The sequence below is a fragment of the Kitasatospora sp. NPDC002522 genome (assembly GCF_053595195.1).
The window spans coordinates 1-22,669 of sequence record NZ_JBSFXE010000074.1; the positions used below are offsets into that span (position 1 = coordinate 1).

Here is a 22,669-nt window from a genome sequence, read left to right on the forward strand (position 1 = left end):
CACTCAACGCCTTCGAGATCGCCTTCGACGGCCGACTCTCCGTCGGCCGCCGCTAACTCAACCCAACCGAGTTACACCGTTCACTGGACAGACCCTTCGAGGCAGCCAGACAGCTCCTTGCGTTGGGTCACGTCGTCTACATCGGCGCTCGTGACGTCGAGCGAGGCGAGAATGCCGCGGCGGCGCTTGGCGCACGATTCGTCCAGCTTGACGTGACCGACGACGCATCAGTGAGCAGTGCTCTGGCGGCCATCGACTCGGCCGAGGGCCGACTCGACGTCCTGGTGAACAATGCGGGCATCCTGGGGCATGGAATCACCGACGGTCCCACGGCACTCCGGGCCTTCGACACCAACGCGGTGGGAATCGTGCGTGTCACCGAAGCGGCACTTCCTCTGCTTCGCAAGTCTTCGAACCCCACGGTGGTCACCGTTTCCAGCAGCGCCGGATCCTTCTGGGCAGTGACCAATCCGGAGCGACCCGAGTTCAACTTGCCGTTGGCGCTCTACTCCGCGTCCAAGTCCGCGGCCACCATGCTGACAATCCAGTACGCCAAGTCCCAACCGGGCATCAATTTCAATGCAGTCGAGCCCGGCACCACCGCGACCGACATGACCGCGGCATTCGGGATCGGAAGGACGCCGGAGGAGAGCGCCAGGGTCGTCGTGCGTCTTGCCACCCTCGATGCTGACGGTCCGACAGGAACATTTCAGGACGAGAACGGCGAAGTGCCCTGGTAGCACAGCAGTTGCCCGTCCGGATCGATAACCGCCCTTACGGTCACTCCATGCCGCCGATGCCTGTGCGAGTAGCCCGCGCGGCCCTCGCTGACCCGGTCGCACTCGGCGAGGGTGCCGTCCAGCAGGACGAACTCCGCACCGACCTCGCGCAGGACCTGCTGCAAACCCGGCGCACGGGAGGGCGCGGTGCGCAGGCCTCGGCGAGCAGGTGGATGACTGTGCGGGGTGAGTGAGGAACGACTGGCGACCGACTCCACGGGCGCATGGGGCAGGTCGAGTGCGGCGGGGTGGATGGCGAACGAGGCTCCGAGCGGCGTGGTTGAGACGGCAGACATCTCGATCAACAGCTCGGGGCCTCGCTCGTTGCGGCTGCGGTCGAGGAGGAACAGCCGGAACTTGGCGTTGGAGCAGGGGCGTAGCCGGCCGGGCAGGTGCTTCTCGGCAGCGGCACATCTCCTGACACCGAGGGTCCGCGCCGATCAGGCGGAGGATCGAGGGAGGCGCGTCGCTGCCAGCGCGGCGACCGTTCCACCGGCCAGACGCTGGATCGCGGGACGGTCCAGCTCCTGCCGCCGCACGAGCACACGAAAGTAGAGCGTGCCGATCATATGGTCGAGCGCGAGATCCAGGTCGCAGTCGGCCGGGAGCTCGGCACGCTCGATCGCCCGGCGTAGCACGCGCTCGGCCTGGGCGCGGCGCGGAGCCTCGACCGTCTCGCGAAGGGTCGCCGCAAGAGCGTCGTCTCTGCCCGCTTCGGAAAGGATCGCGGGAATGATGCGGGCGGCCAGCGGGTGACGCATGCCGTCGTAGGTGGCGGTGAGGAATGCCACCAGGTCGCCGCGCAGGGACCCGGTGTCCGGCATCTCGACTGTGCTCGTTGCGACTTCCGCGATCATCGCGGCCACCATGTCGGCCTTGCTCGGCCACCTTCGATAGACGGCGGCCTTACTGACCGCCGCGCGCTTCACGATCGAGTCCACCGACAGGCGGCCGTAGCCGACTGCAGCCAGCTCTTCGAAGAAGGCCGTCTGAATCGCGGTAGTGGTGCGGTCATCGAGGCGGGGCCCGCGCCGACCGCGGCGGGCACCGCCCTCGCCGGGCTTCAGCGGTGAGGTCATCGGCTTCACGATACCCGAGACGGAACCGTTGCGTCTCGGGCAAGAGCCGTGCTAGGAATAAGCCAAGACGAGACGGTACCGTACCGAGTTTTGAGGAGAAGGCCATGATCTTCCACATCAACCGCTTGACGCCCAAGCCCGACCTGAGCGAGGAGCAGCTCAAGGCCTGCCTCGACCTGCTGCGCGAGGTTGGCGAGACCTGTCCCGCCGTGAAGTCGTACGTGGTCGGCCCGCACCCCACTGGGGGCTTCGACTACGGAGCCGTGTTCGTGATCGAAGACCTCGACGGCTACCACGAGTACCTGAACCATCCCGCGCACGTCCGCCTCGAACTCGAGGGCATCGGCTACCTCGCGCGGTTCGAGGCCTTCGACATCACGGACTCCGCCGACCCCGAGATCAAGGCAAAGATCGAGCAGGTGCAGGCCCGCCACTTCGCCGAACACCCCGAGATCGCCGCACTCGTGGCACAGGCCGCCTCTTTCACCAGGCCCGGCGGCGAAGACGCAACGACCCCGTCCTCCTGAGCGGCGAAATCCTGCCGGGCGTTCCACGGCCGCACCCCTGACGAGGTGCCAGGTGTAGAGCGCACATTCAGACCGCGCCCAGCGCGCTGCAGCCCGCTACAGCCCGCGGAACCAGGAGCTCGCGATGAACAAGAACAACCCGATCGACCGGCTGAAGGACGCGATCAACTCTCACGACCCTCACCAGGTCGCTGACTGCTTCACCTCCGACTATCGGTCCGAGACCCCGCATCGGCCGCAGGACGGTTTCACCGGGAATGACCGGGTGCTGATGAACTGGACCGCCATCTTCGGTCGGCTGCCCGATATCCGGGCCGAGGTTCTGCGCCGCGCCACGGCCGATGCCGAACTGTGGTCGGAATGGGAGATGGTCGGCACAGCCCCGGACGGCACCCAGGCCGTCATGCGCGGGCCAGTCATCATGACGACCCGCGACGGACGCATCGACTGGACACGCTTCTATCTCAGCCCTGTCGCGGTCACCGTCAACGGATGAGCTGACTGAGGTTCTCTCAACGAAATGGCCTGGTCCCCGCCGAGGTGCGAAGGGCGGCCGCTGACAGACGTGAAGCCCCTGGTAGGACAGGCCTCTCTCACAGGACGCCTGGTCACCGGGGGCTTCACGTTGGGCACGTATATCGGCACGCCGAAGAGGTCACGGACTTGGGGCTCGTTCCGTCTGGCCGCCCTGGTGCTGCGCTGGTTCCGCGACGGGCGTGCGCTAGTTGGCCGGCGACGCCGGCATCTCGCAGGCCACCAGCCACCGCCACCTGCACGAGGGCATCGACGTCCTCGCCGAACAGGCCCTGGATCTGCACCAGGTCCTCGCCGAGTGCCGGGAGAAGGGCCTGAACCACCTGGCCTTGGACGGCACGCTGGTCGAGTGCGACCGCGGCGGGGTCCGCGATGGGGCGGTACTGGGCTGCGGGCTGCGGGCTGCGGGCAGATGGTTGACGGTCCGTCAGGGGTGCTGGGGGTGCGGGCGGACGTTGGCATGCCGGGTGTGCGCTGCGATGCCGGTCTCCCCAGAGGGGTCAGGAGTTCGGCGCGGCGAGGTAGTCGCCGTGTTCCAGGTCTTCGAGCAGGGTCGGGTGGGTGGGCGACCAGCCGAGCGACGCCTGGGTGTGCGAGCTGGAGGCGGGACCGTCGAATCCGTAGGCGGTGGCCATGAACGGGCTGACGAAGTGCGTGGCGGCTTCCTCGGGAGTCAGCGAGACCGTGGGCAGCGCCAGACCCCGGGCGATGGTCTCCGCGATGCTCTTGAAGGTGACGCCGCTTTCGGCCACTCCGTGCAGCACGCTGCCTGAGGGCGCCTGCTCCAGTGCCAGGCGGAACAGGACCGCCGCGTCGAGCCGGTGCACCGCGGGCCAGCGGTTGGCGCCGTCGCCCACGTAGGCCGACACGCCGGTCTTCCGCGCGGTGGCGATGAGCATGGGGATGAAACCGCGGTCCTCGGGACCGTGGACGGTGGGGGCGAGGCGGACCACACTCGCGCGCACTCCCCGGGCGGCGAAGTCCAGGCAGGCCCGCTCACCTGCGATGCGGAAGGCGGCGATCCCGAGATCGCCGCCCGGGCGGGCGTCAACGAACGCACGTTCTTCCGGCACTTCCCCGACAAGCGCGAGGTGCTCTTCGACGGCGAAGCCGACCTGCGCGCCGCGCTGATGCGGGAGGTGGCCGACGCGCCCGAGGGTCTCCAGCCGCTGGAGACACTGCTGTACGCCTTCCGGAGAGCCGGACGGATCCTCGAGGACAACCGTCCGTTCTCAGAACCGCGGCTGGCGATCATCGCGGTGACACCCGCACTCCGCGAACGGGACCTGGCCAAGGCCGCGTCGCTCACCGAAGCCGTGGCGGAGGCGCTACGGCAGCGCGGTGTCGCCGACCGGCTGGCCGGCCTGGCCGCTCAGACCGGCTGGGCCGCCTTCCACCACGCGGCCCAAGCCTGGATCGACGACCCTTCGCGGAGCCTGGACGCGCATCTCCACCAAGCCTTCGACGATCTGCGCGCCCTCTCCGCAACCGCCCCACCAACGAGGGCACAGTCCGAGACCTGATCGCCCCGACCGCGGTCACCGATCATCGCGAGGGCGTCGCGGCACGGCTGTGTTGCTCACAGCCGCGCGATCCCGCAGCGCGCGCCGACCCGACGAGCCGCCGGCTGTGTTTGACCTTCGACTCGGCCGCACTGACCGAGCTCAGCCGGGCCGGCTCACTGCGAGCTGTCGTCAACGGGTGTCGCGGGGGAGGGTCCGCTGCGGTCGGGGAGCCGGGGTGTGGGGCGGCCGTTGACGTTCGGGTCGGCTGCCGGTGCGCCGGGCACCTCACCCGCCGAGGTCGTTGAGATCGCTGACGTCGCCGTGGGCGTCGCGGAGTGCTGGAGGGAGCGCAGGATGGCCAGCCCCTGGCCGGCGATGCCGGCCGCGATCTGGTTCACCCCGTCGGTGCCGTTCAGGACGGTCAGATCGGCGCCCGCCATGCCCCGGGCCGCCGCGTCGGCGAGCGCGGGCAGGTTCTCCACGATCCGGTTGGCCGCGATCAGCTCCTGGTTGCCTTCCCGCAGGGACGCAGCGCGGGCGGCATTGGCGTCTGCCTGGGCCTGAGCCAGCGTCCGTTCGGTGTAGGCGCCGGCGTCGGCCTCGAACTTCGCGCGGTCACGGTCCGCCTCGGCGAGCGTCCGCTTCCGGTAGGCCTCGGCGTCGGCGGGGCGCCGCACCTCCGCCTCCAGCCGCTGCGCCGTGAGCGCCGCGTTGCGCTGCGCGAGGGCGGTCTGCTCCTCGATGACCTCCTGGGTGGCCCGTGCCTCGGCCAGCGGCCCGGCCTGCGCGGCGCGGGCCCTGGACTGCTCGGTCTCCGCGAGGAAGCCGGCCCGCTTGATGGCGGTGTCCCGCTCGTACTCGGCCTTGAGCGCAGCGGCCTGCTGCTCCCGTTCGGTCGCCTCCTGGTCGGCCTTGGCCTGGGCGATCCGGGCCTGGCTGGCCACCGCTGCCGCGTGCGGCGCGGCGAGGTTGTTGATGTAGCCGGTGGCGTCCTCGATCTCCTGGATCTGCAGGGCGTCGACGACTATGCCGAGCTTCTCCATCTCGCCGTGGCTGCCCGCCATCACCTCCTGGGCGACGCGGCTGCGCTCCCTGATGATCTGTTCCACGGTCAGCCCGCCGATGATGGAGCGCAGGTGGCCCGCGAAGATCCGGCCGACCAGTTCCTGCATCTGGTTCTGCTCGGACAGGAAGCGCCGGGCGGCGTTGGCGATCGACACGGCGTCGTCGCCGACCTTGAAGACGCAGACCGCGCGGACGGTGAGCCGGATTCCCTGCTGGGTGACGCAGTCCTCCGCGATCTCGGACTCCTGCAGGGCCAGGGACAGCATCCGGACCTTCTGCTTGACGGGAAGGACGAAGCTTCCGTGGCCCGTGACGATCCGGAACTGGGTGTCCTGCGACTGCCGCTTGGAACCGGAGATGAGCATGGCCTCGTTGGGCGCGGGAACGTGCCAGAACAACATGACGAACCACCTGACCTGCAACAGATCGACAGGGCCGCGGGGGCCGCCGGGTTCACGGCGGCAGCGGCTCGACGATCACCGACCGGGCGGAGATCGTGTCGGTCACGACCACCCGGGTGTTGACCGCGATGGGCCCGGCGGACCAGGCCGCGAACGCCTCCGACCCGCCGCGCAGGCCGACCAGTACCTCGCCCGGCCCGTCCGCCGGGATCGGCACCGTCACCCGTCCGACGGCTCCGACCGGGCTCTGGCGGGAGTCGTCAGCCGCGTACATGAGACCTCGTGCCGTGCGGGACGACAGCGCAGTGGGCGGCCGGAACACGAACGGCCATGGGCGGCACCCCCTCCAGGAGGCACCGGGCCCCCGGTCGAGTCCTTCGCCGGGATGTCTGCGAGCACCCCGTGCAGCGCCAACTGCCCGGCCCCTCCCACGGTACGCCGGACGCAGCCCCGAGGCGTTTCTCGTGGGAGCCCGCCTGATGCGTGCCCACGACTGAGGGGGTCAGCCCGGCCGACACCGAGGGTGCGACCGGGCCCTCGCCAAGAGAGGTCAGGGCTCCGTCGGCGATTGTGACGAGGACGGTGCCGAGCGGGGCGCCGACCGTACGGAACCGTCAGGCGCAGCTGTGGCGGCGAGGCTGCCGAGGAGCTCGATCCGCTCCTCGGTGGGGGAGCCCGGCTTGCTGGTGTAGGCGTAGAGCATCCATCCGGGGTGGTCGGGCAGTTCGACGCCCTCGTAGACGAATTCGAGGTCGCCGACGCCGGGGTGGTGGATGTGCCTGGCTCCGGTGCGGTGCAGGCGGACGTCGTGGGCGGACCAGCGGCTGCTGGTAGAAGGTGCGCGCGGCGGGGCTGAGGAAGATGAACCGCGCGCTGTTGCCGCGGGCGTCGGGGTCCTCGAGCAGCGGGGCGAGCAGCGCGCGGGCTAGGGGGTTGGTGGCGAGGATGTCGCCTCGCTGGTCGACGATCCACGCGGGTGCCGCGGTGATCGCGTCGAGGAAGCGCTGCAGGGAGGGCCGGACCGATTCCGGTGCGGGGCGGGTGCGGCGCCGGCTCGGCGAGGGGTTCGCGGCCCGGGCGAGGTCGTGCAGGTGCCAGTTGCCGGTGGCAGTAGCCCTCCGGCTGTCCGCCGCGGCCTTCAAGCCAGGCGGGCAGGGGCATCGCGTCGCGCACGACGGCCCACTCCGCGTCGCTCATGTCCGAGGGGTACCTCGGACGCCTGTGCGGCCGGCCCCCGGTGTTCCCGAACCGGTGAGCGAGGCAATCACGTGACAGAGGGACGGAGTTGGACGGCAACGTCGCAGAGACGGAAGACTGCGGCATCAGGGGCCTCTCCTGTTGCTCGGTTGGATTCGACACCCAGGAGCTGTGCGGGAGGCTCCACTTCCATGCCCAGCCGACCAGAAGATCACCCGGCCGAGTCGGCAGACTCGAACTCACGGCCGGACGCAACCCAGATGAAACGCGCAGGCTAACGCGCTCAGGCCGATCGTTGCGGCCGCTTGGCGGTGCGTTTGGCGAGCAGGCCGGCCAGCAGCAGGACGAGCAGGCTGATTCCGGCGCCGCACACGGTCCACAGCACCCGGTAGCCCTCGGCGGCGTAGTGGGAGGGCTGCGGAAGGTCGGTCAGGATGAGCGCGCCGGCGGCGATGGCGGCGGAGTAGAGGGCGTAGTTCAGGAAGCGGATCCCGACGGCGTGCACGAAGAGGACGAGCGCGACGACTTCCAGTCCGCGCGTCATCGCGAAAAACCGGAGGCCGGTCTCACCGGCGGGCAGCAGGAGCAGCAGCGCGGCTGCGATGGCGCCGATGAACGCACCCGAAAGGCGCTGGGCGGAGACGAGGGTGCTCTGCTCCAGATTCGGCTTCATCGCGATGATGGCCGCGATCGGGATCCAGTAGCCGTACTGCAGGTCCAGCCCGAACGCGAGGGCGACGGCGCCGCCGATGACCAGGGCGCGGAGCAGCACGAACACGATGATCGGAGGGGTCAGCTTCTTGTGCGAGGTGTCTCCGGGGATCTCGACGAACGGCTGGGGCAGGTCCTGGCGGCCGCGGATCAGCCACTCGATGAACGTCATCAGAATCCACAGTGCCGCCCCGCCCGCCCAGGCCAGCACCTGGGCCCAGGTGTAGTTGGTGATGCGGGCGGCGTGGTGGAGGTTGAACGCGAGCCCGACGGCGACGATGAACCAGACGTTGAGCAGCATGGCACTGACGAACCTGTGCACGCCGAAGGTGAGGGCGAGGCCGGCCACCAGTGTGACCACGAAGGCCGCGAGTGCCAGCCATCCCCAGGCCTCGCCCCCGATCCCGAACGCCAGCGCAGTGATCCCGGCGCCGATCAGTGCGAAGACGGCGTTGTGCGACGCGCGGTACCCGAACCTGCCACCCGGGTCGGCCAGCGACGCGAACAGCATGCCGAACAGGGCGCTGAACAGGTACTCCTCATGCCCGATCGCCCAGAAGACGATCAGCGGCACCAGTCCGACGTCCAGGAACACCACCGCTCGCCGCCAGTTCACGCCCGCGCGGTTGAGCTCGAACACCTTCGACAGCCAACTCATCGCCTTCTCCCGGTGAACCGGTTGGCCGCCTCGTTCAGTTGCGCTGCTCATGGCCGCCCTCGTCTGCCTGCTGCCGAAGATGTCGCTCTGAACCCGTATTGTCTGGTGCTCCGGAGACCGCCGCGAAGCGACTCGCCGTGCCTTCGCCGATGCAGAGCGCAGCCGACACCGCGGGTTCCGTGCCACAGGCCGGGACACGGAAGACCGCAGCACCAGGGGCCTCCTGTTGCTCGACTGGATTCGACACCCACGAGCTGAGCAGGAGGCCCCACTCTCATACTTGGCCGGCCAGAAGATCACCTGACCGAGTTGACGACCTCGAACTCACGACCACTGAGATTGATAGAGCAACAGCCAGTTGGAGGCACCAACAGAAAGCTCTCCCGGGGTCATGTCTCCATCCTGGACGCCCGTTGAACGGGTCATGGGAATGAGGACGGCCAGGAGCAGCTGCAGCGCGGCGAGCCCGGGGTGTGTGAGATACAGGACGCCGGTGTAGACGCTCATCAGCCCGCCTGCGATCCCGAGGTCTACCCGGGCGGCCGTGGCCCGCGCCGACCATGGGGCCCGCCCGCAGGCTCGTTGTCGCCGCGGGGTCTCAGGCGGATCTCGGGAGAAGGGAGGTCTGGCGGCTCACGTTACCGGCTGGACGGTTCCTAGCGTTGGAAGGTCACGTGTGTGACGCCGGAGGGTGACGAGACCGACTCCACCGAGCTGAAGCGCTGTTCCAGCCCTTCCATTCCGTCCCAGAGCCGTTCGCCGCGGCCGAGCAGGATGGGGACCACGACGACGTGCAGGTGGTCGATCAAGTCGTGGGCGAGGAACTCGCGGACGACGGTGGGGCCGCCGCCGATGCGGACGTCCAGGCCGCCGGCGGCTGCGCGGGCTTGCTGCAGGGCCTCCTCGGGCGAGGCGTTGATGAAGTGGAAGGTGGTGCCGCCGTCCATCTCCAGGGAGGGGCGCGGGTGGTGGGTGAGGACGAAGACCGGCGTGTGGAACGGCGGGTTCGCACCCCACCAGCCCTTCCACTCCTCGTCCGCCCACGGACCGCGCTGCGGGCCGAACTTGTTCCGCCCCATGATCTCCACGCCGATGCCGGGCTCGGAGGCCTGCGCGAACGCCTCGTCCACGCCGGCGTCGCCGCCGCTCTGGCCGCGCATGGCACGGTACGTCCTGGTCCGGAACGCCCATTCGTGCAGCCGCATCCCCGCGTGCCCGAAGGGTGCATCCTCGGTCTGCCCCTCTCCGGTGGCGAACCCGTCGAGCGAAATGGCGAAGTTGTGCACCCTGACCCGAGACATTGGTGGTCCGTCCTCGTGAATGTGTGAGCCACCCGGTTCGCGAGCGGCGCCTGAGCTGCCGTCAGCGTGCCACGTGCCACGGACAACGCGGGTGCCGACGCGCTCGGCGCACTTTCCGCGGTGCCGCGGCCCGCCCGCACCCACGGCCTCCGGTTGGCGACGGGACCGCTGCGGCCGAGGCTGAGCAGCAACGGTTCCTCGTCGCAGGCCCGCCCGCTCCGGGACGGCCTGCCGCCTACCGTCCGGCGTGGCCGTCAGCGGGCCGGAGCGCGGCCTCCTCGGCGTCCGCCAGCCAGAGGAAGAGTGGCGGCAGGGCCAGCTCGATGGCGGTCAGGACCACCTGGAACCAGTGCGGCCACCCGTGGACAGCGAGCGACAGCAGTCGACCGATTGCTCCGAGCAGGAACACGCAGGCCAACCAGCGCACCGCTGTCGCGGGGATCGGCGACTGTCGGGCGGCCCAGATCCAGGCGAGGCCGTATCCGGCGAAGATCGCACCGAGGAACCGCTCGAGGCTGTCGACGGTCGGCCCGGCCGAGCGGGCGCCGGGGGTCGCGGCGTTCCCGAGCAGCACGTGGAAGAGTCCGATCGCCACGTTGGCGTACCCCATGGCCAGGACGAGTCCCCGCAGCGCTTTGGCCTTGGTCAAGGCGATCCCCACCCTCGTTAGTAGACGTGTGTCAACTATGAGCGCCACCAGGTTACGACCGGCTAGTAGACATGTGTCAAGTAGCATGGCCTCCGTGCCTCCCCGACAACGGCTCAGCCCCGACGAACGCCGCGCCCAACTCCTCGCCGTCGCCGCGCAATTGTTCGCCGCGCACCCGTACGACGACGTGCTCATGGAGCACGTGGCCGAGCACGCCGGGGTCTCCCGCGCACTGCTGTACCGGCACTTCCCCAGCAAGCACGACCTCTTCGCCGCCCTCTACCGGCAGGCCGCCGAGCAGCTGCTCGCCAGAACCCGCTTCGACCCCGCCGACACGCTGGTCGAACAGCTCGTCGAGGGACTGGATGCCCACATCGAGTACTTCGCGGAGAACCGCAACACCGTGCTGGCGGCGAACCGGGTGCTGGCGGGGGACCGCGTGATCCAGACGATCATCGCCGACGAACTCGACGCCCTGCGCGAGCGACTGCTCGGAGTACTCCCGCACGCCGACGACAGCACCCGGCGCGCCGTGTCGGGCGTGCTGAAGAGCTGGCTGGTGTTCGTTCAAGTGCTGTGCGTCGACTGGTTGACCGAGCAGACCTGCACCCGCACCGAACTGCGCAACGTCGGCATCGGCGCGGTACTCGGAGCCATCAGGCCCCTCCTCGACGAGGACCCCGCCCCCGAATGGCCCCACTGAGTCCGTCGCCCCCGCCCCTGACCCGAGGGCGAGTGCGTCCTCTCCCGCTCCTACCGGACCGCACATCTACCGGCGCCTGGGCGACATCTGAGTGTGAGTGACGGAAAGTCGAAGCAGGCGCATTCAGGCGGCTCCTCCTGTGCCTCCGCCCGGTGCCGGCTGGCCTCGTACGATGCGTATCCGGTTGTGATCGACCTGGATCTCGCCGCCGGGGTCGCGCCTGATCCGGTAGATCGTGTCGCGTGTCGCGGGCGTAACTGACCGACGCCGAGTGGGAGTTCATCGGTCCGGCCGTGCCGATCGGCGAGCACGGATCGTACCCCGGCTGCGCCAGCAAGCTGCGCCGCCAGCGGCACGGATGGCTGCGGGGTCGCGCCCGGTGCCCCGGTGGGATGGGGTCGGCGTTCCGTTCGGACCTACTTGGCCTTCAGGTGTGCGGTCAGGCGTGACAGGAGGGGAAGCGCCGCTGCGAGCGTGTCCCGTTCTTCGGGGTTGAGGGCGTCGTTGATCGCGGTGCCGAGCCAGGCTGCGCGCCTTCGGCGTTCCTCGGCCAGGCGGTGGCTTCCCGTCGGCGTGAGGTTGAGCAGGAGCTTGCGCCCGTCGCTGGGGTGGGCCTCGGCGTGCACGAGGCCCTGGCTGAGGAGTTCCTTGACCGCCTTGGCGGCCGACTGGTGGCTGACGCCCCGTTGTTGTGCGATGTCGGCGGTGGTCAGCGGGCCGTTGCGGTCCAGGTATCCCAGGACGGCGGCCTCGCCGGGAGGCATCGTGTCGGCGGTGCGCACGGTGCGTACGAGCTGGCCGATGGTCTGGCGGAGATCTTCCGCCAATTGGTTGTCGTCCACAGTCCGCACTCTCCCCATATTTATCACTAAATTGTACACCTTGGGTGGGTAGTTGGCGTGCCGGGTGGGGGGTGTCGGGGCTGGGTCCGGCGTGAGGGGCTGCGAAATATCTACAGCCACAGTGTACAGTTTGGCTGTAGATATTCTTCGAGTCCGAGAGGTCTTCCTGTGAAGCTCACCAAGCACGCCCATGCCTGCGTCACGCTCGAGAAGGGCGACACCCGCCTGGTCATCGACCCCGGCGTCTTCACCCCGGATGCGGCGGAGGCCGTCACCCGGGCTCACGCCGTCCTGATCACCCACGAACACTTCGACCACTTCGACGAGAAGCTCGTCACGGCTGCGCTCGAAGCCCAGCCGGAGCTGCAGGTCTACGGCACAGCCGGTGTCGCGGCCGCCCTCGGCGGTCACGGCGGGCGTGTTCACGCCGTCGCCGCGGGAGACAGCTTCGGCGTCGGTTCCCTCACCGCCACCGTCCACGGTCACCGCCACGCGCTGATCCACGCCGACATCCCGTGCCCCGACAACGTCGGCTACCTGCTCGACGACGGAGCCGTCTACCACCCCGGCGACGCCTACTTCGTGCCCGACGGTCCTGTGCGCACCCTCTTGCTGCCGACCAGCGGCCCCTGGACGAAGCTCGGTGAAGCCGCCGACTACGTCCGGGCCGTCAAGCCCGAGCGCATCATCCAGATCCACGAACTCATGCTCAGCGACCTCGGCCAGCAGTCCACCGCGAACCTCCTCGGCGAGACGGGCCTGACCGGCATCCCGATCGACCGCCTCGAGCCCGGCAGCGGCGTCCAGCTGTAGGACCCCGGACCCCAGGGGAGCGGGCATGCGCTTCGCGACCATCCGCACCGGTAACACCCTCACCGCGGCCCGGATCGAAGGCGACCGTGCCATCCTGGTCGACGCGAGCGACGCCGTAGACGCCTACCTGCGCCGCGACCGCTTGACGGACATCGGCGAAACGGATGCCCGCACCGCCGATTACGCCTGTATCTCGCGGGCTCCCGCGCACATTCTGTGCACCGGCCTGAACTACCGAAGCCACATCGAGGAGTTGGGACGCCCCACTCCCACCTACCCGACGTTCTTCGCCAAGTTCCCCTCCACGCTGACCGGGCCCCGCGACACGATCGCACTGCCTCGCATCAGCGACCACATCGACGGCGAAGCGGAACTGGCCGTCATCGTCGGGCAGCGACTCCGCCGCGCCGGCGTGGAGGACGCGAACCACGCCATCGCGGGCTACTGCGTCGCCAACGACCTGTCGCTGCGGGACTGGCAGCACCGCACCACAGAAGCACTCCAGGGCAAAGTCCTCGATCGCTCCACACCGCTCGGACCCGTGCTGGTCACCCCTGAGGAAGTCGACGACGCCCGCGACCTCACCGTCACCTTCACCGTCGACGGCGTCGAGTGGCAACGCGGCTCCACCGGCGACCTGCTGTTCACGCCTGCGGAGCTGCTCGCCTACTGCAGCACCTTCCTCACTCTCGAGCCCGGCGACGTCATCCTCACCGGTACCCCCGGCAAGACGGCCCGAGCGGGCAGGTCCCTCACCCCGGGCCGGCACCTGGTCACCGCCATCGAAGGCCTGGGAGCCGCGATCAACCCCACCGCCGCAGACCCCCTGCCGGACACACGGGCCGTCTGGCGGGAAGGCGGACAGCGATGAGTCTGTGATGGTCGGAGGGCCGGCTCGCCTGCGCCGCCGGTCCCGGTCGCGAACGTGAAGGCCGATAACCGCTGTCGGTCGCACGCCGTGATCGCGTAGCTTGCCCGAATGGACACCTCTGTCACCGATGCTGCCCGTCCGGACAGCAGAGCCGTCGCCGCTGTCGTCACCTCCGTGCTGCTGTGGGCCTCCGCGTTCGTCGCCATCCGAAGCGCCTCGAGCCACTACGGGCCGGGTGCGCTGGCACTCGGCCGACTGCTCACGGGGAGTGTCGCGCTGCTCGGCCTGCTGCTGTTGCGGCGCGAGGGCGTGCCGCCGCGGGCCGCCTGGCCCGGGATCGTCGTCTCGGGCGTCCTGTGGTTCGGGGTGTACATGGTCGCCCTCAACTGGGGTGAGCGGCAGGTGGATGCCGGCACGGCCGCCATGCTCGTCAACATCGGACCGCTGCTGATCGCCCTGCTCGGCGGCTGGCTGCTGAAGGAAGGCTTTCCCCGGAAGTTGCTGGCCGGGATGGCGGTGTCGCTCGCCGGTGCGGTGGTGGTCGGCCTCTCGATGTCCGGCGGGGGCGGCAGCTCGATCCTGGGGGTCGCGCTCTGTCTGCTGGCCGCCGTGACCTACGCGGCCGGCGTGGTGAGTCAGAAGCCGGCCCTGCGGCACGCGTCGCCGCTCCAAGTCACCGCCTTCGGCTGTCTGATCGGGACGGTGGCCTGTCTGCCGTTCACGCCTCAGCTGGTGTCGCAGCTGGGGTCCGCCCCGCTGGCGGCCACGCTCGACATGGTCTACCTGGGCCTGTTCCCGACCGCGCTGGCCTTCTCCACCTGGGCGTACGCACTGGCACGGACCACGGCCGGGCGCATGGGCGCCACCACGTACGCGGTCCCCGCGCTGGTCGTGCTGATGGCCTGGACAGCGCTCGGCGAGGTCCCCGGGTGGCTGACGCTCCTCGGCGGCGCCCTGTGCCTCGCCGGCGTGGCGGTGTCCCGCCGATCCTGACCCGCTGCCGCCGCAACCCCGGCCGACCAGCCGAATCGCTCCTGCTGCGCCGCCCGCGCCCAACGTCGCCGTCGAGATCCTGAACAGAGGCGCGAGCTGTCGCATCGTCAGGCTCGTGCGGTAGTGCCGGCCGTAACCGAACCGGGCCTGGACGCGTCGTGGACCGTGGGAGCGGCGGTGACGCGTCGGCGGGCGCGGTTCAGTCGGCCGCCGTGTCCTCGGCCTCCCAGCGGAGCAGGTCGCCCGGCTGGCATGCGAGGACCTCGCAGAGCGCGGCGAGCGTCGCGAAGCGCACCGCCTTGGCGCGGCCGTTCTTGAGCACCGCCAGGTTGGCGGGCGTGATCCCCACGCGCTCGGCGAGTTCACCCACGGACATCTTCCGCCTGGCCAGCATCACGTCGATGTCGACGGCGATCGGCATCAGATCACCTCGTCCAACTCGGCCTGCATCTGCGCCGCTTCGACGTCGCGGGCGACGGCCTGGGCGAGCAGCATCCGCAGCACGAGCACGATGAGCGCGACGCCCGGAATGGCCAGACCGATCCCGCCCATGATGAGCGTGACGCCCGGATCGTCGCGCTGGCCGGGTGCGTTCACGGCCGCGACCGCGAACCACAGGAGGGCGACCGCGACGATCGCGCCGATGATGACGTCCACGTACCGGAAGCTGGCGTGGGAGAACACGGTGCCGCGTCGCACCATCGTGACCAGCCGCCACACGCAGACCAGCGCGGTCTGGGCCGCCCCGATGCCCAGCACCGTGATCACCCGGAACGCGGTCAGCGGCACGGACCCGTCCTCCGGGTCGCTCCCGCTCACCAACGTCCACACCATCAATACCTGCACCAGCACGCTGCCGGTGAGCACCACCGCGAGCACGGCGCGCAGCGCGCGCACTGCCAGTTTTCCCATGACCCATCCCTCCATCGAGAAGCGATGGGAATCTATCGAATGTCGATAGGTCGGGCAAGGCTGGGCCGGTGAACGGCACCACGGCGCCGCCCTCGCCTCCCGCGACCCCTGGTGACGCGCGCGGGATGCGCCGGATATGGGCCAGCGGTGGGGCTCGGGCGGGGATGCGAGCCGGGGATGGTCAGTCTGGTTCCGTGCTCGGCCTCCGGGCTGTGCCTGCAGGGCATCGGTCACTACGCTGCGGGCTGGGGGCAGATGGTTGACGGTCCGTCAGGGGTGGTGGGGGCGCGGGTGGACGCTGGAGAGCTGGAGGGGCGAGGCGGGGCCGGTCCAGGTGGGCCTGCCCGCGCCGCAGGGTCGGGTGTGCATGTCTCCGGGGACGCCCTCGCCGAGCAGTTGACCAAGCAGCTGCAGGAGGTGCAGGTCGAGCGGGAGGAGCCGCGATCGCGGAGCGGGTGTTGAACCGTCTGGCCGAGCAGGCCCAGGCCGATGTCGAGGCAGTCGCTCCGGTATCGGCGCAGGTGGCCGGGCGGGCGGTTCCCGCACCGCAGCGACGCGGCCGATGAGGGCGCGCTGCCCGGCGACTACCGCAGGATCCTGGCGATCGTGCGGGAGGCCGACGGCCCGGTGCAGGTCAGGGCGGTCGGCGAGCGGCTGGGCCTGGAGACTTCGGTGCGCGGCAGGCTGGAGCCGCTGCGGGCGAAGATGACCAAGCTCGCCGATCGCGGCTGGCTGCACAAACGCCCTGACGGGTGGTTCATCGCACGTCCATAGCCGGACTGGGGGCGTAACTGGCGGGTCCCCGGCGGCAGTTGAGTTTGGTGTGAAGAAAAACAACGGTCTCACCGAGGGCCCTGACGGCCTTGTCTGCACTGCCCGCCTGCCGGCTGTCGAGCGCCACCCTGCACTATCTCGCCGACCTGATACGCGGCCACCTGAAGAAGATCGGCTCGCGGTGGCGGGCCCGGCCCGCGGGAAGGATCGCGGGGATCGTGCCGGCGGTCCTGCGCTGTGACCAGCGGCCCGGCGATCTGGCCGGCGGGAACGGGGTGCACCGCACCACCGTCACCCGCTGGGTGTGGGAAGTCGTCGGTCTGCTGGCCGCCCGCGCCCCGCGTCTGGACCGCGCGCTGAGGAAGCTCGCCCGAAAGGGTGGCGGGGTGGTGCTGCTGGACGGCTCTCTGATACGCACCCGGAGGCGCACCGGGACCGAGAACCGGAAGAACTATTCGGGCAAGCACAAATGCCACGGCCTGCTCGTGATCGCTCTCACCGACGACCGCGGCCGACTGGTATGGGTCTCCGCGGTGCGGCCCGGACGCGCCTCGGAGATCACCGCCTGCCGACACGACAAACTCACCGCTCACCTGCGGGCGGCCGGCCTCGGCGCCATCGCCGACCTGGGGTTCGTCGGACTCGACGATGCCGGTCCGGACGCCGACCCGGCAGTGATCACTGGCTACAAGGCCGCCCGCAACCGACCCCTGACCCGTGGTCAGAAGCTGTCCAACAAGGCACCGGCCGCGGTGCGGGCCCCGGTCGAGCACGGCTTCGCCCATCTCAAGAACTGGCGTGTCCTCGGCAAGGTCCGCACGGATCCCAGGTGGGCGACTGCGCTGGTGCGGGCCCTGATGGTGCTGACGAACCGGGAAGTCGCCCGCTGACGGACGACCTTGTCGGTGGACTACCGCTCCGGACCTGCCCGAGCCTCCCGACGCCTACGCACACCAGACCATCTGACGTGCAGTTCTTACGATGCACCGTGCTCATTGGGCTGCCACCGATGTTCCGCCAGGAACTACGGCTACCCCGCCAACCTCTCACCCATGGGAGCTGCGGGAGGACCGAGCCGACGAGCGATAGCCCCCCGGTGTCTGACCGACCAGCTCGGTGAAGGCGTCGATGAAGCTGCTGGGGTTCGACCAGCCCAGCCGGATCGCCGTGTCGGTGACCGAGGCGCCGTCGCTGAGCTCGATCAGCGCCCGTTGAATGCGCAGCAGGGTGCGCCACTGGCGGAAGCTCATCGACAGCTCGCTGCCGAACAGTCGGCTCAGGGTGCGTTCGCTGGCGCCCGTGCGGTGGCCCAGCTCGGCCAGGGTCGCCGGGCTTGCTGGGTCCATGTGAAGCAGGTCGGTGACCGCCTTGAGTCGCCGGTCGCTCGGCTCCGGGAGGCGCAGCGGCTCCTGTGCGGCGCGGGCGAGCTCGGCGAGTACGACGTCGATCAGCAGCCGCGCACGGGGGCTCTCCAGCGGCTCGCCCTCGCTCATCAGCGCCAGATAGGCCTCGCGCAGCAACGCGCTCGCCACGAAAACCGACGGCTCGGCCGGCAGCTGTCCGGTCAGCGTCACGGGCAGCGACAGCACCCGGATGTCCGTCTCGCCGTACGCCTTGCTGCTGTGCACCGCGAAGGGCGGCACCCACATGATCCGACTGGCCGGCGCCACCCACGTGCCCACCTGGGTCGCTGTGACCAGGGCCCCACGCGCGGCGTAGCGGAGCTGGCCATAGTCGTGGAAGTGCGCGGCCACGTCGGCGCCATGGGCCAGCGGCGCCGACAACGGCGCATCGTCGGTGCAGAAGCTCGGCTCGCCGCTGGGGTCGGACACGCGATGGAGGCTACCCGACACTGGCGGGTTATCGGAAGAACCTGGCGCGATACCGGTGGTGCGCCTGGGCGCCGCAGACGCATCGTGGAGACATGTCACAACAGATCAAGCTCGAGGACGCCGCGCCCGCGTCGTCCTCCCCCCACCGCCGAGGTCAACACCGGACTCGTGCTCACCTTGCTCACGCCCTGAGTGAAGGGTGGCAGCGATGAGCACACAGACGACCGGAACGATCGCAGTCTTCGGCGCGACGGGGCGACAGGGCGGGGCGGTGGTCGACGCGCTGCTGGACCACAAGGCCCCGGTGCGGGCCCTGGTCCGCAACCCGCAATCCGACCGGGCTCAGGCGCTGGCCGCCCGCGGCGTCGAGCTGGCGGCCATCCGGACCGACGACCCGGCGTCGTTGGCCGCCGCGCTGACGGCGGTCAAGGCGTTCTACTTCCTGACCCCGGAGGCGAACAACCTCGAAGAGGTCGAGACGGAGATCCGCATCGGCACCGCGCTCGTCGACGCGGCGGTCGCGGCACGCGTCCCGCACGTCGTGTTCAACTCGGTCTTCGGCGCGGACCGGGAGCGGGGTGTGCCGCACCATGACTCGAAGCACTCGATCGAGGAGCACCTGAAAAAGTCCGGCCTCAGGGCCGCGATGGTTCGCCCGACCCCCTTCATGGAGGAGATGGCACCGAGCCTGGAGCACGGAGAGATCGTGCTGAGGCTGCCGCTGCCGGAGGACGTCGCCCTGAAGATGATCTCGGTCAGGGACGTCGGCCGGGTCGCCGCCGCGCTCCTGCTCGACACTGCGGAGGCACCCGGCAGAGCCGTCGAGCTCGTCGGCGATGAGCTGACGGGCCCTCAGATCGCCGCGGCGTTCGGCGCGCGCGCCGGGCTCCCGGCACGTTACGAGGCCCTCCCGTTGAGCGTGCTTCCCAGCGACCTCGACAGGGCGATGTTCCGCCAGTTCGCGAAGGCGGCGGAACACCCGTCGGATCTTGCGGTGGTGCGGGCGATCGAGCCGGCCACCCTCGACCTGGCCGAGTGGATCCGATCCACCGGCTGGACCGCGCCCACAAACGTGGCTGGCTCCTGAGCCTCCGAGCCGGAACTAGTCGAAGTGCCGGTGCGGCCGCCGCCGGTCCCGGCCAAGTTGATCTTTCACCTAGAGCGACGAGCACTGGAGCAGGACATGAAGGCGATCACCTACACCGAGTTCGGCGGCCCGGAAGTCCTCCGCCTCGAAGAGGTCGGCGAGCCGCACGCCGGACCCGGGCAGGTGCGGCTGAAGGTCGTGGCGGCAGGGGTCAACCCGCTCGACTCCAAGATCCGCAGCGGGCGGAGGCCGCAGATGGCGCCGCCGTTCCCGGTGATCCCCGGCGTGGAGGCGGCCGGCGTCGTCGACGAGGTCGGCGAAGACGTGACCGGCGTCGCGGTGGGTGACGAGGTCCTGGGCTGGACCGTCACCGGCGCGTACGCCGAGCACGCGCTGGCCGTCGACTTCGGCCCGAAGCCCGCGGACCTCGACTGGGACCTCGCCGCGGCACTGCCCGTCGCCGTCGAGACCTCGGTCCGCGTGCTCGACGCCCTCGGCGTCGGGGAAGGCGACACGCTCCTGCTGCACGGAGCCGCGGGTGTGGCCGGCGCCGTCGGTGTTCAGCTCGCGGTCGCCCGCGGCGCCACGGTCATCGGCACCGCCTCCCCCGGCAACCACGACTACCTGCGCTCGCTGGGCGCGATCCCGGTCGCCTACGGCGCCGGCCTCGCCGACCGGGTCCGCGAGGCCGCACCGCGGGGCATCGACGCCGTGTACGACGCCGCGGGGGCGGGCGACCTGGAGGTGTCGATCGACCTGCGCGGCGGCACCGACCGGATCATCACCATCGCCGATCCGAAGGCCGCCGAGCTGGGCGTCACCTTCTCCGGCCCCGGCGCCCCGTTCGGTTCCCGCCTCGGCGAGTACGCCCGCCTCGCAGCCGACGGCAAGCTCACGGTGCGCATCGCGCAGAGCCTTCCGCTGGAGGACGCCGCGAAGGCGCAGGAGCTGAGCGCGAGCGGTCACACCGCCGGGAAGCTCGTCCTGCGGCCGTAGCTCAGTCCCCGGCCGGCTGGGGAAGCACGACGGCAGCGCTCCGGCCGGTCGTCACGGTCCTGGCGAACCCGGCCAGCTCGTCCGCCTCCACCGGTCCTGCCTGCAGCAGGTGGCGGAGACCGCGGGCGAGCAGCAGTTCCGCCTGCTGCTCGCACCACGTCCGCCCGTCCCCGGCCCCGGCCGCCGCGGCCACGAGGGGAAGGCCGCGGCAGCCGCCCACCAAGTCGTCGTGCAGCGCCAGCACGTCGTCCACGTGCTGGCGGGCCAGGCCGATGTCGTCGCCGAACCGCCGCGAGTGATCCGCCTGGTTCCTGCTCGCACCCGCGGCCGGCGCGCCGAGCTCGCACGCCGCCGCCGTCAGCGCGCTGTGCTTCGCCGCCGCGACCCCGAGGTACCCCGCCAGGTCCACGTCATCCCGTTCGGCCATCCCGATCTCCTGGATATATCCGTCCACAACAGACAACAGGGTGGCGTTGAGGACCATCACCCCTGGCTTGGCGAGCCGCGCGAAGGCGAGGCAGAGGAGCGCGTCGGCGGCCGGCACGACCCTGTCCTCGCCGAATTCCTCGCGGATACCCGGCTTGCGCGCGTGAGCCATGAGGTCCGCGTGCAGCCGTTCGTGCAGCGCGGCGAACTCCAGCGCCGTCGCGGTCGCGGTCACGTCGGCGGCATCGCCGCGCGGCGTACTGGCTCGGTAACCAGCTCGGTACGCAACGTCGCCGTTGCCGCGCTGACCAAGAACCTCGCCGACGAACTGGGCCCACGCGGCGTGAACGTCACCGTTGTACACCCCGGAGCCACCAGTAGCGACACCGGGACCAAGGCGCTCGCTGCCAATGCCGAGTCCCGCGGGCTGACCCTGGAGGAGGTCGAACGCGAGTTCAGCGCGCAGAACCGCCCGCCCGGCCACCTGCGCCGATACCGGAGCGACTGCCTCGACATCGGCCTGGGCCTGCTCGGCCAGACGGTTCAACACCCGCTCCGCGATCGCCAGTTCCTCCCGCTCGACCTGCACCTCCTGCAGCTGCTTGGTCAACTGCTCTGCGAGGGCGCCCAGTTCGCTCCGGCGAGCGGTGGTCCACTGCCGCTCCTGCATCTCCGCAGCCTCCCGCGGTCTCATGGCGTGCCGCCCTGCTGACGGATCGTAGGCGGGGGTCGGTCACGGGCGCAGCCGAACCCGGCAGACCGCCGGAACCGGACCTGCCCGATGATCTACGGCATAGTCATCAGCCGCCGACCGGCACGAGTACCCGAATCGTCACTCACACCAGACCCGTGACCTGCAGATTCACGATGCACACCCTCAATGCCCGTGGCAACCTGGCCGCCTCCTACGTGCGGGCGGGGGCGTCTTGCGGAGGGGATCGCGATCGAGGAGCGAGTGGTCGTCGACCGCGAGGCCGTCCTCGGCGACCAGCACCCCGACACCCTCACCGCCCGCGCGAACCTGGCCGCCTCCTACCGGCAGGCGGGTCGTACGACGGAGATGATCGACCTGTTGGAACGGGTGGTCGCCGACAGGGAGCGGGTGCTGGGGAGCCATCACCCCGACACCCGCGCCGCGCGTGCTGCCCTCGCCGCCGCCCACCAGTAGGGCGACCAACGACCAGCCCTCTGACGTCCGTGCTTGTCCTCCGGGCGGACCGCCACACCCAAGGCGCAGTCGCGTCCCCGCCCCGGGGCGTCAGACCGATTGAGGACTCCGCAGCCCGTCGAGGAGGAGGGCGATCATGCGCCGGGGGTCATAGCGCGGGTCGCTGTCGCGTCCGATGCAGAGGTTGCCGATGGCGCGCATCAGTTCGTAGGGCTGGACGCCGGGCTTGATGGCGCCGGCGTCGGCCGCGGCGTCGATCAGTTGGGCGCTTACCGGCAGCAGGCGGTCGATGAAGTAGGTGTGCAGGGCGGCGAAGCGCTCGCTGTCGGACTGCAGGGCGTCGGCGAGTCCGTGCTTGGTGACGAGGAAGTCGACGAAGAGGTCGACCCACCGGCGCAGGGCGTCGAACGGGGAGTCGGTGCCGGCCAGCAGGCGCGGGCCCGCCTCGGCGCATTCCTCGATCTGGTGATGGTAGACGGCGGTGACGAGATCCGCCCGGGTCGGGAAGTGGCGGTAGATCGTGGCCATCCCGACGCCGGCCCTGGCCGCGATCTGGCGGATCGGCGCGTCGACGCCGGAGGTGACGAACACCTCGGCGGCGGCGGTGAGTACGGCCCGCTGGTTGCGTTGCGCGTCGGCCCGCTTGCTACGGGTCGACGCCGTCCCACTGGGGCTCTCGGCGGTCATCACGCTTTCCCTAAGAATGTGAGGCGGTCCGGGAGGACCGGGTATGGCTGATGGCGCGTTGCCATCGAGGGCTCGGAAGGAATGGCCGCCCGGTCCTCCGGGACGCTCCGACCACTGATTGAGAACTGCGGTCATCGCTGGTTAGGGACCTGTCGGCGG

General features: G+C 70.2%; 26 protein-coding genes and 4 pseudogenes. 14 read left to right on the forward strand and 16 right to left on the reverse strand.

The genetic code is table 11. The annotated features are described in order from the left end of the window. The first annotated feature begins 83 nt into the window (after positions 1-83). Complete coding sequence (locus ACWD4U_RS33585) at positions 84-740, forward strand: SDR family NAD(P)-dependent oxidoreductase (RefSeq protein WP_363461563.1); 657 nt, start codon at positions 84-86, stop codon at positions 738-740. A gap of 2 nt (positions 741-742) precedes the next feature. Here ACWD4U_RS33585 and ACWD4U_RS33590 read toward each other — a convergent pair. Together ACWD4U_RS33590 and ACWD4U_RS33595 are read right to left on the reverse strand one after the other, a co-directional pair. Next, positions 743-919: pseudogene (locus ACWD4U_RS33590) on the reverse strand (IS5/IS1182 family transposase); the annotation flags it as partial. A gap of 300 nt (positions 920-1,219) precedes the next feature. Further along, entirely contained in the window at positions 1,220-1,858 is a 639-nt protein-coding gene (locus tag ACWD4U_RS33595) for a TetR/AcrR family transcriptional regulator (RefSeq protein WP_363461517.1), read from the reverse strand. A 104-nt stretch (positions 1,859-1,962) separates the two neighbouring features. Here ACWD4U_RS33595 and ACWD4U_RS33600 point away from each other — a divergent pair, with 104 nt between their 5' ends. The 3 genes and pseudogenes from ACWD4U_RS33600 to ACWD4U_RS33610 all read left to right on the forward strand — a co-directional run. Further along, positions 1,963-2,385: a Dabb family protein gene (locus ACWD4U_RS33600; protein ID WP_363461519.1), complete on the forward strand. Its 423-nt coding sequence runs from the start codon at positions 1,963-1,965 to the stop codon at positions 2,383-2,385. Between the two features lie 124 nt (positions 2,386-2,509). Continuing rightward, complete coding sequence (locus tag ACWD4U_RS33605) at positions 2,510-2,881, forward strand: nuclear transport factor 2 family protein (RefSeq protein WP_363461521.1); 372 nt, start codon at positions 2,510-2,512, stop codon at positions 2,879-2,881. Between the two features lie 148 nt (positions 2,882-3,029). Further along, positions 3,030-3,293, forward strand: a pseudogene (locus ACWD4U_RS33610) (IS5/IS1182 family transposase); the annotation flags it as partial. Between the two features lie 126 nt (positions 3,294-3,419). On the opposite strand, the gene ACWD4U_RS33615 reads toward ACWD4U_RS33610, so the two are convergent. Beyond that, entirely contained in the window at positions 3,420-3,884 is a 465-nt protein-coding gene (locus ACWD4U_RS33615; protein WP_363461523.1) for a Rossmann-fold NAD(P)-binding domain-containing protein, read from the reverse strand. On the opposite strand from ACWD4U_RS33615, the gene ACWD4U_RS33620 reads away from it, so the two are divergent. Next, entirely contained in the window at positions 3,846-4,442 is a 597-nt protein-coding gene (locus ACWD4U_RS33620) for a TetR/AcrR family transcriptional regulator (RefSeq protein WP_363461525.1), read from the forward strand. The two genes, ACWD4U_RS33615 and ACWD4U_RS33620, sit on opposite strands and share 39 nt — an antisense overlap. A gap of 155 nt (positions 4,443-4,597) precedes the next feature. Here the strand turns inward: ACWD4U_RS33620 and ACWD4U_RS33625 are convergent, their stop codons facing one another. From ACWD4U_RS33625 to ACWD4U_RS33655, 7 genes and pseudogenes are all read right to left on the reverse strand, one after another. Further along, positions 4,598-5,890, reverse strand: coding sequence for an SPFH domain-containing protein (locus ACWD4U_RS33625; protein WP_363461527.1), 1,293 nt, complete (start codon positions 5,888-5,890; stop codon positions 4,598-4,600). Between the two features lie 52 nt (positions 5,891-5,942). After that, positions 5,943-6,164, reverse strand: a complete 222-nt coding sequence (locus ACWD4U_RS33630; RefSeq protein ID WP_363461529.1) for a hypothetical protein — start codon at positions 6,162-6,164, stop codon at positions 5,943-5,945. Between the two features lie 276 nt (positions 6,165-6,440). After that, a pseudogene (locus tag ACWD4U_RS33635) lies at positions 6,441-7,032 on the reverse strand (MmyB family transcriptional regulator). A gap of 338 nt (positions 7,033-7,370) precedes the next feature. Beyond that, positions 7,371-8,456, reverse strand: coding sequence for an FUSC family protein (locus ACWD4U_RS33640; protein WP_363461531.1), 1,086 nt, complete (start codon positions 8,454-8,456; stop codon positions 7,371-7,373). Positions 8,457-8,780: 324 nt separating this feature from the next. Next, positions 8,781-8,963 (reverse strand): hypothetical protein, encoded by a 183-nt coding sequence (locus tag ACWD4U_RS33645; RefSeq protein ID WP_363461533.1) that lies wholly within the window; start codon positions 8,961-8,963, stop codon positions 8,781-8,783. A gap of 149 nt (positions 8,964-9,112) precedes the next feature. Continuing rightward, complete coding sequence (locus ACWD4U_RS33650) at positions 9,113-9,757, reverse strand: dihydrofolate reductase family protein (protein ID WP_363461535.1); 645 nt, start codon at positions 9,755-9,757, stop codon at positions 9,113-9,115. A 235-nt stretch (positions 9,758-9,992) separates the two neighbouring features. Next, the gene (locus ACWD4U_RS33655) at positions 9,993-10,367 is read right to left on the reverse strand and encodes a DUF4345 domain-containing protein (RefSeq protein ID WP_449787396.1); all 375 of its coding nucleotides are present in this window, start codon (positions 10,365-10,367) and stop codon (positions 9,993-9,995) included. A 133-nt stretch (positions 10,368-10,500) separates the two neighbouring features. Here ACWD4U_RS33655 and ACWD4U_RS33660 point away from each other — a divergent pair, with 133 nt between their 5' ends. Continuing rightward, a complete protein-coding gene (locus ACWD4U_RS33660; protein ID WP_363461539.1) occupies positions 10,501-11,109 on the forward strand; it encodes a TetR/AcrR family transcriptional regulator in 609 nt (202 codons plus the stop codon). A gap of 416 nt (positions 11,110-11,525) precedes the next feature. On the opposite strand, the gene ACWD4U_RS33665 is transcribed toward ACWD4U_RS33660, so the two are convergent. Further along, positions 11,526-11,951 (reverse strand): MarR family winged helix-turn-helix transcriptional regulator, encoded by a 426-nt coding sequence (locus ACWD4U_RS33665; protein ID WP_363461541.1) that lies wholly within the window; start codon positions 11,949-11,951, stop codon positions 11,526-11,528. Positions 11,952-12,119: 168 nt separating this feature from the next. Between ACWD4U_RS33665 and ACWD4U_RS33670 the strand changes: the two genes are divergently transcribed. From ACWD4U_RS33670 to ACWD4U_RS33680, 3 genes are all read left to right on the forward strand, one after another. Next, positions 12,120-12,764 (forward strand): MBL fold metallo-hydrolase, encoded by a 645-nt coding sequence (locus ACWD4U_RS33670; RefSeq protein ID WP_363461543.1) that lies wholly within the window; start codon positions 12,120-12,122, stop codon positions 12,762-12,764. A gap of 25 nt (positions 12,765-12,789) precedes the next feature. Next, complete coding sequence (locus ACWD4U_RS33675) at positions 12,790-13,635, forward strand: fumarylacetoacetate hydrolase family protein (protein ID WP_363461545.1); 846 nt, start codon at positions 12,790-12,792, stop codon at positions 13,633-13,635. Positions 13,636-13,743: 108 nt separating this feature from the next. Continuing rightward, the gene (locus ACWD4U_RS33680; protein ID WP_363461547.1) at positions 13,744-14,628 is read left to right on the forward strand and encodes a DMT family transporter; all 885 of its coding nucleotides are present in this window, start codon (positions 13,744-13,746) and stop codon (positions 14,626-14,628) included. Between the two features lie 199 nt (positions 14,629-14,827). Here the strand turns inward: ACWD4U_RS33680 and ACWD4U_RS33685 are convergent, their stop codons facing one another. Both ACWD4U_RS33685 and ACWD4U_RS33690 read right to left on the reverse strand, forming a co-directional pair. Then, positions 14,828-15,049, reverse strand: a complete 222-nt coding sequence (locus tag ACWD4U_RS33685) for a helix-turn-helix domain-containing protein (protein ID WP_363461549.1) — start codon at positions 15,047-15,049, stop codon at positions 14,828-14,830. Further along, positions 15,049-15,540 (reverse strand): DUF2975 domain-containing protein, encoded by a 492-nt coding sequence (locus tag ACWD4U_RS33690; protein ID WP_363461565.1) that lies wholly within the window; start codon positions 15,538-15,540, stop codon positions 15,049-15,051. Before ACWD4U_RS33690 ends, ACWD4U_RS33685 begins: the two co-directional genes overlap by 1 nt. 489 nt (positions 15,541-16,029) lie before the next feature. Between ACWD4U_RS33690 and ACWD4U_RS33695 the strand changes: the two genes are divergently transcribed. Then, a complete protein-coding gene (locus ACWD4U_RS33695; protein ID WP_363461551.1) occupies positions 16,030-16,314 on the forward strand; it encodes a hypothetical protein in 285 nt (94 codons plus the stop codon). A gap of 49 nt (positions 16,315-16,363) precedes the next feature. Next, positions 16,364-17,204: pseudogene (locus ACWD4U_RS33700) on the forward strand (transposase family protein). 156 nt (positions 17,205-17,360) lie between these two features. Here the strand turns inward: ACWD4U_RS33700 and ACWD4U_RS33705 are convergent. Then, positions 17,361-18,146, reverse strand: a complete 786-nt coding sequence (locus ACWD4U_RS33705) for an AraC family transcriptional regulator (protein WP_363461553.1) — start codon at positions 18,144-18,146, stop codon at positions 17,361-17,363. A gap of 208 nt (positions 18,147-18,354) precedes the next feature. Here ACWD4U_RS33705 and ACWD4U_RS33710 point away from each other — a divergent pair, with 208 nt between their 5' ends. Together ACWD4U_RS33710 and ACWD4U_RS33715 are read left to right on the forward strand one after the other, a co-directional pair. Continuing rightward, positions 18,355-19,233 carry an NmrA/HSCARG family protein gene (locus ACWD4U_RS33710; protein ID WP_363461567.1) on the forward strand — a complete coding sequence of 293 codons (879 nt, stop codon included), beginning with the start codon at positions 18,355-18,357 and terminating at the stop codon, positions 19,231-19,233. Positions 19,234-19,329: 96 nt separating this feature from the next. Beyond that, entirely contained in the window at positions 19,330-20,229 is a 900-nt protein-coding gene (locus tag ACWD4U_RS33715) for an NADP-dependent oxidoreductase (RefSeq protein WP_363461555.1), read from the forward strand. Between the two features lies 1 nt (position 20,230). Here the strand turns inward: ACWD4U_RS33715 and ACWD4U_RS33720 are convergent, their stop codons facing one another. After that, a complete protein-coding gene (locus ACWD4U_RS33720; RefSeq protein ID WP_363461557.1) occupies positions 20,231-21,325 on the reverse strand; it encodes a polyprenyl synthetase family protein in 1,095 nt (364 codons plus the stop codon). 210 nt (positions 21,326-21,535) lie between these two features. Between ACWD4U_RS33720 and ACWD4U_RS33725 the strand changes: the two genes are divergently transcribed. Continuing rightward, complete coding sequence (locus tag ACWD4U_RS33725; RefSeq protein WP_363461559.1) at positions 21,536-21,823, forward strand: tetratricopeptide repeat protein; 288 nt, start codon at positions 21,536-21,538, stop codon at positions 21,821-21,823. A 90-nt stretch (positions 21,824-21,913) separates the two neighbouring features. Here the strand turns inward: ACWD4U_RS33725 and ACWD4U_RS33730 are convergent, their stop codons facing one another. Beyond that, positions 21,914-22,510, reverse strand: a complete 597-nt coding sequence (locus ACWD4U_RS33730; RefSeq protein WP_363461561.1) for a TetR/AcrR family transcriptional regulator — start codon at positions 22,508-22,510, stop codon at positions 21,914-21,916. Between the last annotated feature and the right edge of the window lie 159 nt (positions 22,511-22,669).